The following is a 13,147-nucleotide window of genomic DNA, read 5'->3' as shown; positions in this document are numbered from 1 at the left end:
AGGTGCGGGGCGTGGGCGAGGGGCGTTGGCGACGGGGCGCCGGTCAGGTGGGTCGCAGCGTCACGGTGTGGGCGGTCTCCACCCTCACCATGCTGGCGCTCGCCGGGATCCTGCCCGACTTCCGGCTCCAGTCCCCGGACGGCGACAGCGCCACCCGGATCGCCGTCACCGCCGCCCTCGGCGCCGGTGCCTTCGGCGTACTGTCCGCCCTGGTCTGGCCGCTGCTGGTACGGCTTCTGCTGCTCGTGCCCGCCTTCTTCCTCGGCCTGCTGGTGTTCTTCCTCAACGGCTCCCTCCTCCTCGTCGCCCTGCGCGTCAACCCCACGGGAAGCAGTGAGGCCGCCCCCGAGACCGCCGTCATCGTGGCCGCCGTCATGTCCGCCGTCGCCTCCGCCACCGGTGCCGCGCTCGCCGTCCGTGACGACGACGCCTACCGGCGCAGACTCGCCCGGCTCGCCGACCGCCACCGCCGGGCCCACCCGCCGTGCGCCACCACCCCCGGCACCGTCTTCCTCCAGCTCGACGGCGTCGGCCACGACGTCCTGACCGGCGCCGTCGCCGGCGGCCTCATGCCCACCGTCGCCCGCTGGACCGGCGCCCGCGGAGAACGGTCAGCCACCCACCGGCTCACCCCCTGGCGCACCGACTGGTCCAGCCAGACCGGCGCCAGCCAGCTCGGCATCCTGCACGGCTCCACCTACGACATCCCCGCGTTCCGCTGGTACGAGAAGGAGAGCGGCGAGGTGATGGTGTCCAACCGACCGACCAGCGCCGCCGAACTCCAGCGCCGTGCCATCGCCCGCACCGGCGACGGCGGACTGCTCACCGCCGACGGCGCGAGCCGCGGCAACCTGTTCGGCGGCGGCGCCGACGAACAGGCTCTCGTGCTGTCCATCGCCACCCGTCGCCGTGGCCGCGCCAACCGCTCCCGGGCCGGCTACTTCGCCTACTTCTCCGACCCGGCGAACGCCGTCCGCACCGTGCTCTCCTTCACCGCGGAGGTCTGCCGCGAGATCACCCAGTCCACCCGGGCCAGGATCCGACGGCAGCGGCCGCGCGTCGCACGCGGCGGCCTCTACCCGCTGGTGCGCGGCTTCGCGACCGTCGTCGAACGCGACGTCGTGGTGGCCGCCGTGATGGGCGACCTGCTGGCGGGCCGCACCGCCGTCTACGCCGACCTGGTCGCCTACGACGAGGTCGCCCACCACTCCGGACCGCACAGCAGGGACGCCGAGCAGGTGCTGCGCCGCCTCGACCGCTGCCTCGCGCTGATCGAGAAGGTCGCCGAACACGCCCCGCGCCCCTACCGGATCGTGGTCCTGTCCGACCACGGCCAGAGCCCCGGCGAGACCTTCCGCGCCCGCTTCGGCCTCACCCTCTCCGACCTGGTCAGAGCGGGCTGCGGACTGCCCGTGCCCCGCCGGGCCGAACGCACCTACAGCGGCACCGAGGCACGCGCCGCCGTGCGCGCCGCGCTGCGCCGCCCCGTCGAGGAGCACCCCGACCGCCTTTCCGAGCCGATCGTGCTCGCCTCCGGCAACCTCGGCCTGATCTCCTTCCCGGACGTCCCGCACCGCATGACCAAGGAAGAGATCGACGCCCGCCACCCCGCCCTGCTCAGCACCCTCGCCAACCACCCCGGCATCGCCTTCCTGCTGGTGCGCGGCGAGGAACACGACGGCCTCCTCCTCGGCGCGCACGGCGCCGAGATCCCGCTCGACCGGCTCGACACCGAGCCCGGCCCGCTGGCCGCCTTCGGACCCGGCGCCGCCGACGCCGTCCGCCGCACCCACGGCTTCCCGCACACCGCCGACATCATGGTCAATTCCTGGTACGACCCCGACGACGGAGAAGTCCTCGCCTTCGAGGAGCAGATCGGCTCCCACGGCGGCCTCGGCGGCGCCCAGTCCAGACCCTTCCTGCTGTCGCCCGTCGCCCTGTCCGCGCCGTGCGACGACGGGACGGAACCGGTCGGCGCCGAGCAGATCCACCGCATCCTGCGCCGCTGGCTGCGCGAGACCGACGGACCCCAGGTGCCGGTCACGGCGTCCCCGGACGAGCGCCGGGCGGCCTGAGACGAAACCGGCCGTACATCCCCTGTGGGCCCGTCTTCAAGGTGCGGTGAGGACGGATGTGATCGGATGGGACCCGCAGAACCCGGAATGGGGATCCCATGCGAAAGGAAGAACCGTGGCCACCACGCGCACCGCACACACCGTCTGGGAAGGCAACCTGATCGAGGGCAACGGGGTCGTCACCTTCGACTCCTCCGGCATCGGCCAGCAGCCGGTGTCGTGGCCGTCGCGCGCGGAGCAGGCGAACGGCAAGACCAGCCCCGAGGAGCTGATCGCCGCAGCCCACTCCAGCTGCTTCTCCATGGCGCTGTCGCACGGCCTGAGCGGCGCCGGCACCCCGCCCACCAAGCTCGTCACCTCCGCCGACGTCACCTTCCAGCCCGGTGAGGGAATCACCGGCATCCACCTGAACGTGGAGGGCACCGTCCCAGGCCTGGACGAGGACGGCTTCACCGCGGCCGCCGAGGAGGCCAAGAAGAACTGCCCGGTCAGCCAGGCCCTGTCCGGCACGAACATCACCCTGTCGGCGAAGCTCGCCTGACCGACGCACGACCACCGATGCCGCGCCCGGCCCGGGCGCGGCATCGTCGTACCTACGCGGCCGGCAGCGCCACGCACACCGCGTTCAGCACGGACGCGTACGGCGTACCGAAATCGGTCAGCCGGGAGCGCAGCTCCTCCAGGGCCCCCCGGTGGTCGGTCAGCAGCTCGGTGCTGCCGGTGCGGGAGGCGCACTCCAGCACCGCAGGCAGGAAGTCGGGCAGCTCGTCGCGGCTGAACTCCAGGCCGTGCTCCCGGTAGACGTCCGCGAACCGGCCGAGCGACACCTCACCGGACCGGCTCCACCGGCTCAGATGCAAACTGTGCCCGCTTCCCTGGCCGAAGACCCGCTCATAGTGCGCGGCCAGCTCGCCGAGGGGGGTCACGGCCGCGTGGTCGGTGAACTCCCGCAGCTGCGGGGCGGCTTCGCGCAGCAGCGGCACCCGGGCGACGAGATCGCCGTCCGGGTACGTCAGACAGAGCGCAGCCGCCTGGTACAGCACCGCGTCCGAGGGCATCAGGTCTCCTTCATGGCTTGCCCCTGGTTCCGAACGTAGGGGTCAAAGACTCCGCGCACCCGCCCGCCGCACCCGTCCGGGTCAGGGGGCCGGTCCCTCGCCGGTCCCTCACAGGCCCGCGCGGTACTCCCGCAGGATCTCCTCGGTGCGCCGGGCCGAAGCGGCCCGTGCCGTCATGTGGTCCAGGACCTCCAGATGCGCCGAGACCTCCTGGCGCGAGTCCAGGTACAGGGCGCCGGTGAGGTACTCGGTGAACACCATGTCGGGCAGCTCCGGCTCCGCGAAGCGGAACAGGGTGAACGGCGCGTAGGTACCGGGGTGCGGGCCGGAGGAGAACTCGGCGACCTGGAGTGTCACCCGGTCCCGTCCGGCGTACTCCAGCAGCCTGTCCAGCTGCTCGCGCATCACCTCGGGCCGCTCGCTCACCGGACGCCGCAGCACCGTCTCGTCCATGATCACCCACAGATGGGGCGGGTTCTCACGGTCCAGCAGCCGCTGCCGGGTCATCCGCAGGGACACATGCCGCTCGATCGTCTCCGGACCGGTGTGCCCGATCGTCCCGGCCTCCAGCACGGCACGGGCGTAGTCCTCCGTCTGGAGCAGACCGGGCACGAAGTGCGGTTCGTAGGAGCGGATGATGCGGGCGGCGCCCTCCAGACTCACGTACAGGCTGAACCAGTCCGGCAGCACGTCGTGGAACCGCTGCCACCAGCCCGGCTGGTTGGCCTCCTCGGCCAGTTCCACGAACGCGGCCGACTCCTCGTCGGGTACGCCGTACGCCGTGAGCAGCACCTGCACATAGGGGATCTTCAGCGCGACCTCGGCCATCTCCATCCGCCGTACGGTCGCGGGCGCCACCCGCAGCAGCCGTGCCGCCTCCTCGCGTCCGAGGCCGGCCGCCTCCCGCAGCTCCTGCAACCGCTTGCCGAGCACCACCTGGCCCACGGTCGGCGCAGCACGCCGCTCGCTCACGCCACGCCCTCCCCAACGCGCCGAAGTACGCGAGCAGTCTGTCACGCGACGCCGCCTCGCACACCTGCACGAAGCGAAGCGTGCGTCACACCGGTCCTCAACCCGCCAGTGAATGAAGGTACTTGGCGGTCGCGGGGTCGGCGGGCAGAAACGTCTCGATCGCCAGCTCGGCCACGGTCACGTCCATCGGCGTATTGAAGGTCGAGATGGACGACACGAACGACAGCACCCGGCCCTCGTGCTCGATCCGCATCGGCAGCGCGAAGTACGCCACGGGTTCGGCCGGTTCGCCGTCGGCGTCCGGCTCCGGCACCGGATAGGCCGCCACCTCCTCGTACAACTCCCGCAGCGCGTCCGAGCGGCGCAGGGCGATCCGCCGCTCCATCTGGGTCAGCAGATGCCCGCGCCACTCGGGAAGATTGCGGATGCGCGGTGCCAGACCCTCGGGGTGCAGTGTCAGCCGCATCGCGTTCGGCGCGGGCGTCATCAGGGACTCCGGTACGCCGTTCAGGAACATGGCGATGCCCCGGTTGGCGGCGACCACCGTGTAGAGGGCGTCCACGATCAGCGCCGGATACGGCTCGTAGCCCTGGATCAGCCGCTCCATCCCGTCCCGCAGCGCGTCCAGCGCCGGGTCGTCCAGCGGGGTCTCGGGATAGTGCGGGGCGTAACCGGCCGCCAGCAGCAGCGCGTTGCGCTCCCTTACCGGTACGTCCAGGTGTTCGGCCAGCCGGAGCACCATCTCCTCGCTCGGCCGTGCGCGGCCCGTCTCGATGAAACTGATGTGCCGGGCCGAGGAGTCGGCACGCAGCGCCAGCTCCAGTTGACTGATCCGGCATCGCTCCCGCCAGGCGCGCAGCAGCGGGCCCACACCCTTGTCGGCGGGCGCGGAGAACGAGGAGGCGGCGGCAATTGTCATACGGGCGACGGTAGTCGAGACGGCCGTGGTCGAGACGGCCGTGCTACCGGGCCGGACGCCCCGCCTGTGGCACGCTGAGCGGGTACGCGACCCCACGAAGGGAGCCGTTCCATGGCTGTCGAACCGCTGTCCGGCAAGGAGATCGAGGACCGGCTCGCCGAGCTGCCCGGCTGGACCGTGGAAGGGGACCGCCTCACCCGCTCGTACGGGCTCGACTCGCACTTCGCCGCGACCGCACTGGTCGTGCACATCGCCCGTATCCAGGACGAACTCGACCACCACTCCGACCTCACCCTCGGCTACAACACGGTGGCCCTGTCGGTGAACACGCACAGCGTGGGCGGCGTCGTCACCGCGAAGGACTTCGGTCTCGCCCGCCGGGTGGAGGACATCGCACCGGGTCACGGCGCACACTGAGGACTGTGCTCGACTACGACAGGGAAGCCGACGCCTACGACGCGACACGCGGCGGCGAGCCACGCGCCGAGGCCGCCGCGCACGCCGTCCTCGGCCTGCTGCCCGACACCGGCCGCCGTCTCCTCGACATCGCCTGCGGCACCGGCAGCGTCACCCGGCGCCTGGCGGCGGCCCGGCCGGGCACGCGGGTCACCGGCGTCGACCTCTCGCCCGGCATGGCGCGCATGGCCGCGGCCCGGCTGCCGGGGGCGGTCCTGCTCGCCGACAGCCGCCGACTGCCGTTCGCGGACGGCACGTTCGACGCGGTCACCAGCGTCTGGCTGCTGCACCTGCTGGACCGGCCCGCCGATGTGGGCGCCGTCCTCGCCGAGGTCGCCCGGGTACTGCGGCCCGGCGGGGTCTACGTCACCACCGTCGACAAGGCCGCGGCGCACGACGTGGGCAGTGACATCGACGCCGTCCTCGTCCCACGGCCCCGCCGTCCCGCTCCGGACTCCGCGCACCGGGTGACCGAGCACGCGGCCGGCCACGGCCTGCTCCCGGCCGGACAGGCCTCCTTCCCCGGCCTCGGCCAGGGCCGCAGTCCCCGCGACACGATCGCCGACCTGCGGCGGGGCTGGTTCACCATGCTGCCACCGGGCGACCCCCGGGCGGACCGCCTTACCGAGCGCCTGGCCGCACTCCCCGCCCAGGACCGCCGCAGGCCCGACCCGCGTTTCCAGCTGAGGTCGTTCAGGAAGCCGTAGCTTTCGGGTCCCTGGCTGTCGGGCCTGGTTTTTGCCGGACCGGCAAGGGAAGTGGCCGTGACGGGATGCGCCGGAGCAGGCTGGGCGGACCCGGACGAGAGGCCTACCACCATGGCGCATCACCACGACCACACCGACATCGACTGGGCGCGAATGGCCACCCACCTGGAAACCCAGGCGGAGCTGTTCGCCCCCACATACGAGCAGGTCATGTCCTGGCTGGGGGAGGAGGTGACCGAGCCGGGGCTGATCGTGGACGCGGGCAGCGGGCCCGGCGTGGTGTCGTGCATGTTCGCCAAGGAGTTTCCGGGCGCCCGAGTCGTCGCCGTGGACAGCGCCGAGCCGCTGCTCGACCGTGCCCGCGACCGCGCCGCCCACCAGGGCGTGGCCGACCGCTTCGGCACGCTGGCCGGTGAACTCCCTGACGTGCTGAACGAGTTGGACCAGCCGGTCGACCTGCTGTGGGCGAGCCGCAGCCTGCATCACCTCGGGGACCAGCGTGCCGCGCTCGCCGCCTTCGCCGCCCGGCTGGCCCCCGGCGGCACCCTGGCCCTTCTGGAGGGCGGCCTGCCCGCCCGCTTCCTGCCCCGGGAGATCGGCATCGGGCGCCCGGGGCTCCAGTCCCGGATCGACGCTGTCGAGGGGGAGTGGTTCACACGGATGCGGGCCGAACTGCCGGGCTCCGTACGGGAGACCGAGGACTGGCCGGCCCTGCTGACCGCGGCCGGCCTCAAGCACACCCGCACCCGCAGCTTCCTGCTGGACCTGCCCGCCCCCGCCTCCGCCCCGGCCCGCGCCTACATCGCCGGGTTCCTCACCCACCTGCGCGACACCCTCACCGACGGCCTCGGCCCCGAGGACCGCACCACCCTGGACCGCCTCACCGACCCGGCGGACCCGGCGAGCGTGCACCACCGCCCGGACGTGTTCGTACTGGCGGCGTACACGGTGCACACGGCGGTTCGAGCCGAGTAGGACCCTTCTATCAGGAAAGTTTCCTTACCGAGTGCCCCGGCGGCAGCGGGACGTGCTTCCGGGGCCGTTTGCGGCGGCCCGGTCCCGAGCCGAGACTGACGGTATCGGCCCGTTCGCGTCCGGCTCCGGGAGGCGAGAGGTCATGTTCGTACGGACCGTCTATGCGACCGGGGATCCCGCGAAGATCGACACCGCGCTCCGGGCCCTGAACAGCGAGGGCCGTGACCTCCTGGAGGAACGTCCGGGGTACCGGGGCTCGGACGTCCTCACCGACCGGGAACTCGGCAAGCTGTTCGTGGTGAGCTGGTGGGACTCGGAACAGGCCAGGCGCAACAGCGACGAGGTGATGCGCGAGCGGCGCGCCGACCTCCTCGAACCGTTCGCCGCGACACTGGCCGTCGAGAACTACGAGGCGGCGGTCTGTCACACCATCCGGATGCCCCGGGCTGCCGGGGGACTGCGCCTGACCAGGCTGGAGTTCGATCCGGTGGACACGGACCTGCTCGTCGACGCCTACCGGGCCGGGGCGCTCCCGCGGATCGAGATGCTCCCCGGGCTGGCCAGAACCTCACTGTTCACCGACCGGGAGCGCGGCCGCGGCACGGTCAGCGCCCTGTTCACCGACCGCGAGTCCATGACCGCGGCCCGCACCGCCCTCGCGGACGTCAGATGCGAGGCCGCGGCCAAGACCCACGCCACCGTCACGGCCCTGGAGGAGTTCGACATCGTCCACGCCGACGTACGCCCCGACTGACGCCCCCGGCCGGCCTCCGGTCCCGGTCGATCCGGTCTCAGCCGATCTCGAAGGTGGCCGGGTCCGGGCCGATGCGGCGGTCCTCGTTGAGGGCGCTGATCGCCGCGAGGTCCTCGTTGTCGAGGCTGAAGCCGAAGACGTCGATGTTCTCCTGGATCCGCGACGGCGTCACCGACTTCGGGATCACGACGTTGCCCTGCTGAAGGTGCCAGCGCAGCACGATCTGGGCCGGGGTGCGGTTGTGCTTCTGGGCGATGGCCACGATCGCAGGCACCTCCAGCAGGCCCTTGCCCTGGCCGAGCGGGGACCACGCCTCGGTGGCGATGCCCTGCTCCGCGTGGAACTCGCGGACCGCGTGCTGCTGGAGATGCGGATGCAGCTCGATCTGGTTGACGGCCGGGATCACCGAGGTCTCGGCGATCAGCCGCTCCAGATGCTCCGGAAGGAAGTTGGAGACGCCGATGGCACGGACCCGGCCGTCGGACAGGAGCTTCTCGAACGCCTTGTAGGTGTCGGTGTAGGTGCCCCGTGACGGCAGCGGCCAGTGGATCAGATACAGGTCGAGGTAGTCCAGGCCCAGCTTGTGCAGGGAGGCGTCGAAGGCGCGCAGGGTCGCGTCGTACCCCTGGTCGCTGTTCCAGAGTTTGGTGGTGACGAAGACTTCCTCGCGCGGCAGACCCGACGCGGCGATCGCCCGGCCGGTGCCCTCCTCGTTGCCGTAGATCGCCGCGGTGTCGATACTGCGATACCCGGCTTCGAGCGCCGCGGCGACGGCCGGTTCGGCCTCGTCGTCCGGCACCTGCCAGACGCCGAACCCGAGCTGGGGCATCTCGACGCCGTTGTTGAGGATGATCGGGGGGACCTTGCTGCTCACGAGCTCTTGATCCTTCGGTTGTCGACAGGTCGTACCACTATCGTCAATGATCATGGCCCATCGCGCATTCCTGACACGTCAGGCCTGGTAAAGCGCTGCCACCTCGTCCGCGTAGGCGTTCTCGATCGCCTTGCGCTTGAGTTTCAACGACGGGGTGAGCAGGCCGTGTTCCTCGGTGAACGGCTGGGCCAGGATGCGGAACGTGCGGATCGACTCGGCCTGTGACACCAGCGTGTTGGCGGCCACCACCGCGCGCCGCACCTCCGTCTCCAGATCGGGGTCGTGCACCAGCTGGGCCGGAGTGAGCCGCGGCTTGTCGCGCATCTGGAGCCAGTGCTCCACCGCCTCCTGGTCCAGGGTGACCAGTGCCGCGATGAAGGGACGGTCGTTGCCGACGACCACACACTGGCTCACCAGCGGATGGTCCCGCACGCGCTCCTCCAGCACACCGGGCGAGACGCTCTTGCCGCCGGAGGTCACCAGGATCTCCTTCTTGCGGCCGGTGATGGTGAGATAGCCGTCCTCGTCCAGCGAGCCCAGGTCACCGGTGGCCAGCCAGCCGTCGTGCAGGGTCTCGTCCGTGGCCTTCTGGTTGTTGAGGTAGCCCTGGAAGAGATGGGCGCCGTGCAGCCAGATCTCCCCGTCCTCCGCGATGTACACGGCCGTGCCGGGGATGGCCTGACCGACCGTGCCGTAGCGGGTGCGCTCGGGAGGGTTGGCGGTGGCGGCCGCGGAGGACTCGGTCAGGCCGTAGCCCTCGTAGATGTGCACGCCCGCGCCGGCGAAGAACAGGCCGAGGCGCCGGTCCATCCCCGAGCCGCCGGACATGGCGTTGCGGATCCGGCCGCCCATCGCCGCGCGCACCTTCGAGTAGACCACCTTTTCGAAGAACTGGTGCTGCACCCGCAGACTCGCCGAGGGCCCGGGGCCCAGGCCCCAGGCCTTGGCCTCCATCGCGTCCGCGTACTTCACCGCGACCTCGACGGCCTTCTCGAACGGGCCCGCCTTGCCGTCCTTCTCCGCCTTGCGGCGGGCGGCGTTGAACACCTTCTCGAAGATGTACGGCACCGCGAGGATGAACGTCGGCCGGAAGGCTTCGAGGTCGGGCATCAGGGCGGCCGCGTTCAGCTGCGGCTGGTGCCCGAAGCGGACCCCACCGCGCACCGCGGCCACCTCCACCATCCGCCCGAAAACATGCGCCAGCGGCAGGAACAGCAGCGTGGACGCCTCGTCGTCCTTCTTCGAGTGGAACACCGGCTCCCAGCGGCCGATCATCGTGTCCGCCTCGAACATCAGGTTCCCGTGCGACAACACACAGCCCTTGGGGCGGCCGGTGGTGCCCGAGGTGTAGATGATCGTGGCGACCGAGTCCGGGGTGACGGCCCGCCGGTGCCGGTGCACCGTCTCGTCGTCCAGGTGCGCGCCGGTGTCGTAGAGCTCCTGCACGGCGCCCGAGTCCAGCTGCCACAGCCGGCGCAGCCGGGGGAGCCGGTCGATGACGGTGGCGATCGTCATCGCGTGGTCCTCGTGCTCCACGATCGCGGCCGTGCACTCGGCGTCGTGCAGCATCCAGAAGCACTGCTCGGCGGAGGATGTCGGGTAGACCGGTACCACCTGGGCGCCGATCGTCCACAGGGCGAAGTCGAAGAGGGTCCACTCGTAGCGGGTGCGGGACATCAGGGCGACCCGGTCGCCGAAGCGGATGCCGTCGGCCAGCAGCCCCTTGGCAAGGGCGAGCACCTCGTCGTGGAACTCGGCCGCGGTCACGTCCCGCCACTGCCCCGACTCGTCCTTGCGCCCCAGCGCGACGTGGAGCGGATCGGACAGGGCGCGTTCGAAAACGACGTCGGCCAGACCGCCCGTCGGCGGCTCCGACGCCGAAGGAGGATTGCTGAACTCGCGCAAACCCCTCTCCTCGCTCCTCAGTGACGCTCCGAACGGCGCCGTGAAAGCTACCCCACGCCGGGCCGGTGCGGGAGGGGCGAGAACGCGAACAACGCTCACGTCCGGGCCGGTCACCGCCGGGAAAATGCCCTCACATGGGGAAGGGCCGGACAGAATACTGACGCTTCGGTAAGTTCCGGGGCCGTAATCTCCACCGAATCTGTACGACGCGATTACCGCCCCTCGGCCTTCCGGGCAGCTCACAGGGGATGCCGACGGGTCCCGCGGGGACGAGGCCACCGCGGTGCCGGAGCCGGGGCGCGGTCTCAGCGGCCCCCTGGAGTCCGCCCGAGGGACATCCCGCCGTTCAGGATCGCCGCCGCCAGCGCGTCCGCCGCCGCCTGCGTGGAGGCGCGGCGCAGACCGTGGACGAGGACGAAGTCGACGCGGCCCAGCTCCGGCAGCCCCGCCCGGTCCGGTACCCGGACCAGACCGGGCGGGATCAGACCCCGCGAGTGCGCCATCACCCCCAGCCCGGCCCGTGCCGCCGCGATCAGTCCGTTGAGACTGCCGCTGGTGCAGACGACACGCCACTCCCGGCCCTGCCGCTCCAGCGCCTCCAGGGCGAGTGCCCTGGTGATGCCGGGCGGCGGGTACACGATCAGCGGCACCGGGCGGCCGGGATCCAGGCGGAACCGCTCCGCGCCGATCCACACCAGGTCGTCGTGCCAGACGGGCTCCCCACGCGGATCCTCCGGCCGCCTCTTGGCCAGGACCAGATCGAGGTTCCCGGCGGTCAGCTGCTCGTGCAGCGTCCCGGACAGCTCGACGGTGAGTTCGAGGTCGACCTCCGGGTGGTCGTACCGGAAGCCCTCCAGGATCTCCGGCAGACGGGTGAGGACGAAGTCCTCGGACGCGCCGAACCGCAGCCGCCCGCGCACCCGGGTGCCGGTGAAGAACGCGGTCGCCTGCTCGTGCACCTCCAGGATCCGGCGGGCGAAACCGAGCATGGCCTCGCCGTCCTCGGTCAGCCCGACGGAGTGGGTGTCACGGGAGAACAGCTGACGCCCGGTCGCTTCCTCCAGACGCCGGACGTGCTGGCTCACCGTGGACTGGCGCAGCCCGAGCCGCCGGGCTGCCTGCGTGAAGCTGAGGGCCTGGGCGACCGCCAGGAAGGTGCGCAGCTGGGAGGGGTCGTACACACCGCCAGGCTATCGCGATACGTGATGACAGTCAGAGCGGTGTACGGGTTTCCCGATCGCCACCGGCGGGGCCACGATGGAGAGGAAATACCCCGACCGCCCCGACCGACAGCACGTGGAGCACAGTGAAACGCCTGCGCCGGCCCCTTCGGACGCCGATCGACCCGTACATCCTGCTGCTCCTCGCGACGGTCGGCATCGCGGCGCTCCTCCCTGCCCGCGGCGCCGCCGCCGACGTGGCGTCCGGGGCGTCCACGGTCGCGATCGCCTTCCTCTTCTTCCTCTACGGCGTCCGGCTGTCCACCCGCGAGGCGCTGGACGGAATGCGCCACTGGCGCCTCCACGTGACCGTCCTGGCCTGCACCTTCGTCGCCTTTCCGCTGCTCGGACTGGCAGCCCGCGGCCTCGTCCCGGTGCTGCTGACCCAGCCGCTCTACCAGGGCCTGCTGTTCCTGACCCTGGTGCCGTCGACGATCCAGTCGTCGATCGCGTTCACCTCGATCGCCCGCGGCAACGTGCCCGCCGCCATCTGCGCGGGCTCCTTCTCCTCCCTCGTCGGCATCGTGCTCACCCCACTGCTCGCGGCGGCCCTGCTGGGAAGCGGCGGCGTCGGCTTCTCCACCGACTCGGTGGTCAAGATCGTGCTGCAACTGCTGGTGCCCTTCCTCGCCGGACAGGTGCTGCGCCGGTGGATCGGCGACTTCGTCACCCGGCACAGGAAGGTGCTGGGGCTGGTCGACCGCGGCTCGATCCTGCTGGTCGTCTACACCGCGTTCAGCGAGGGCATGGTCCAGGGCATCTGGCACCAGGTGAGTCCCGTCCGGCTGGCCGCGCTGCTCGCCGTGGAGTCCGTTCTGCTTGGCGTGATGCTTGCCCTGACCTGGTACGGCGCCAGGGCGCTCAAGTTCGGCCGGGCGGACCGGATCGCGATCCAGTTCGCCGGGTCGAAGAAGTCCCTGGCCTCCGGGCTGCCCATGGCGAGCGTCCTGTTCGGCGCGCACGCCTCGCTCGCGGTGCTGCCGCTGATGCTCTTCCACCAGATGCAGCTGATGGTGTGCGCGGTCATCGCCAGACGCCGGGCCCACGACCCGGAGGCCATGACGCCGGCCGGGCGGTCCGCACAGTCACCGACGGCGGTCGGCACGGGACCACGGCCTCGCTGAGCGCGTGCTCAAGGGGGGTCCGTCGGTGCGGAACCGTCGGTGCCGCCGCTGCCGAGGCCGAGCCGACGGCGGCCGAACGCGACCAGTTCATGGGCATGTTGATCCGGA

The 13,147-nt window shown here is 71.4% G+C and carries 13 protein-coding genes; 7 read left to right on the top strand and 6 right to left on the bottom strand.

What is annotated here, in order from left to right; translation table 11 throughout:
• Positions 1 to 2 precede the first annotated feature (2 nt).
• Both ACIPK3_RS12340 and ACIPK3_RS12335 read left to right on the top strand, forming a co-directional pair.
• Positions 3 to 2,075, top strand: a complete 2,073-nt coding sequence (locus ACIPK3_RS12340; RefSeq protein WP_402568770.1) for an alkaline phosphatase family protein — start codon at positions 3 to 5, stop codon at positions 2,073 to 2,075.
• Between the two features lie 115 nt (positions 2,076 to 2,190).
• Positions 2,191 to 2,616, top strand: coding sequence for an OsmC family protein (locus tag ACIPK3_RS12335; RefSeq protein WP_402568768.1), 426 nt, complete (start codon positions 2,191 to 2,193; stop codon positions 2,614 to 2,616).
• A gap of 52 nt (positions 2,617 to 2,668) precedes the next feature.
• Here ACIPK3_RS12335 and ACIPK3_RS12330 read toward each other — a convergent pair whose 3' ends face one another.
• The 3 genes from ACIPK3_RS12330 to ACIPK3_RS12320 all read right to left on the bottom strand — a co-directional run bounded on the left by ACIPK3_RS12330 (position 2,669) and on the right by ACIPK3_RS12320 (position 5,024).
• A complete protein-coding gene (locus ACIPK3_RS12330) occupies positions 2,669 to 3,133 on the bottom strand; it encodes a nitrate reductase molybdenum cofactor assembly chaperone (RefSeq protein WP_402568766.1) in 465 nt (154 codons plus the stop codon).
• 108 nt (positions 3,134 to 3,241) lie between these two features.
• Positions 3,242 to 4,105: a helix-turn-helix domain-containing protein gene (locus ACIPK3_RS12325; protein ID WP_402568765.1), complete on the bottom strand. Its 864-nt coding sequence runs from the start codon at positions 4,103 to 4,105 to the stop codon at positions 3,242 to 3,244.
• Between the two features lie 97 nt (positions 4,106 to 4,202).
• The gene (locus ACIPK3_RS12320; RefSeq protein ID WP_402568763.1) at positions 4,203 to 5,024 is read right to left on the bottom strand and encodes a helix-turn-helix domain-containing protein; all 822 of its coding nucleotides are present in this window, start codon (positions 5,022 to 5,024) and stop codon (positions 4,203 to 4,205) included.
• A 111-nt stretch (positions 5,025 to 5,135) separates the two neighbouring features.
• Here ACIPK3_RS12320 and ACIPK3_RS12315 point away from each other — a divergent pair, with 111 nt between their 5' ends.
• The 4 genes from ACIPK3_RS12315 (at position 5,136) to ACIPK3_RS12300 (ending at position 7,916) form a co-directional block, all read left to right on the top strand.
• On the top strand, positions 5,136 to 5,441 hold the full coding sequence (locus ACIPK3_RS12315) for a 4a-hydroxytetrahydrobiopterin dehydratase (protein WP_402568761.1): 306 nt from the start codon (positions 5,136 to 5,138) through the stop codon (positions 5,439 to 5,441).
• Between the two features lie 5 nt (positions 5,442 to 5,446).
• Positions 5,447 to 6,187 (top strand): methyltransferase domain-containing protein, encoded by a 741-nt coding sequence (locus ACIPK3_RS12310; RefSeq protein ID WP_402568759.1) that lies wholly within the window; start codon positions 5,447 to 5,449, stop codon positions 6,185 to 6,187.
• A 111-nt stretch (positions 6,188 to 6,298) separates the two neighbouring features.
• A complete protein-coding gene (locus ACIPK3_RS12305) occupies positions 6,299 to 7,162 on the top strand; it encodes a class I SAM-dependent methyltransferase (protein ID WP_402568757.1) in 864 nt (287 codons plus the stop codon).
• 142 nt (positions 7,163 to 7,304) lie between these two features.
• Entirely contained in the window at positions 7,305 to 7,916 is a 612-nt protein-coding gene (locus tag ACIPK3_RS12300; RefSeq protein WP_402568755.1) for an antibiotic biosynthesis monooxygenase, read from the top strand.
• Positions 7,917 to 7,953: 37 nt separating this feature from the next.
• Here the strand turns inward: ACIPK3_RS12300 and ACIPK3_RS12295 are convergent, their stop codons facing one another.
• From ACIPK3_RS12295 to ACIPK3_RS12285, 3 genes are all read right to left on the bottom strand, one after another.
• A complete protein-coding gene (locus ACIPK3_RS12295; protein WP_402568753.1) occupies positions 7,954 to 8,790 on the bottom strand; it encodes an aldo/keto reductase in 837 nt (278 codons plus the stop codon).
• A gap of 78 nt (positions 8,791 to 8,868) precedes the next feature.
• Positions 8,869 to 10,695: an AMP-dependent synthetase/ligase gene (locus ACIPK3_RS12290; RefSeq protein WP_402568751.1), complete on the bottom strand. Its 1,827-nt coding sequence runs from the start codon at positions 10,693 to 10,695 to the stop codon at positions 8,869 to 8,871.
• 305 nt (positions 10,696 to 11,000) lie between these two features.
• A complete protein-coding gene (locus ACIPK3_RS12285; RefSeq protein ID WP_402568749.1) occupies positions 11,001 to 11,876 on the bottom strand; it encodes a LysR substrate-binding domain-containing protein in 876 nt (291 codons plus the stop codon).
• Positions 11,877 to 12,001: 125 nt separating this feature from the next.
• Here ACIPK3_RS12285 and ACIPK3_RS12280 point away from each other — a divergent pair, with 125 nt between their 5' ends.
• The gene (locus tag ACIPK3_RS12280; RefSeq protein ID WP_402568747.1) at positions 12,002 to 13,039 is read left to right on the top strand and encodes a bile acid:sodium symporter family protein; all 1,038 of its coding nucleotides are present in this window, start codon (positions 12,002 to 12,004) and stop codon (positions 13,037 to 13,039) included.
• Positions 13,040 to 13,147: the final 108 nt, after the last annotated feature.

The sequence above is a fragment of the Streptomyces sp. NPDC086787 genome (genome assembly GCF_044745865.1).
GTDB lineage: Bacteria > Actinomycetota > Actinomycetes > Streptomycetales > Streptomycetaceae > Streptomyces.
Note: the sequence above shows the minus strand (reverse complement) of the source record. Positions and strands in the feature narration are given on the sequence as shown.

Excerpts from the sequence above, each read along its gene's own strand:
- ACIPK3_RS12330 (WP_402568766.1), bottom strand. The coding sequence starts at position 3,133 with ATGCCCTCGGACGCGGTGCTGTACCAGGCGGCTGCGCTCTGTCTGACG.
- ACIPK3_RS12320 (WP_402568763.1), bottom strand. The coding sequence starts at position 5,024 with ATGACAATTGCCGCCGCCTCCTCGTTCTCCGCGCCCGCCGACAAGGGT.
- ACIPK3_RS12315 (WP_402568761.1), top strand. The coding sequence starts at position 5,136 with ATGGCTGTCGAACCGCTGTCCGGCAAGGAGATCGAGGACCGGCTCGCC.
- ACIPK3_RS12305 (WP_402568757.1), top strand. The coding sequence starts at position 6,299 with ATGGCGCATCACCACGACCACACCGACATCGACTGGGCGCGAATGGCC.
- ACIPK3_RS12300 (WP_402568755.1), top strand. The coding sequence starts at position 7,305 with ATGTTCGTACGGACCGTCTATGCGACCGGGGATCCCGCGAAGATCGAC.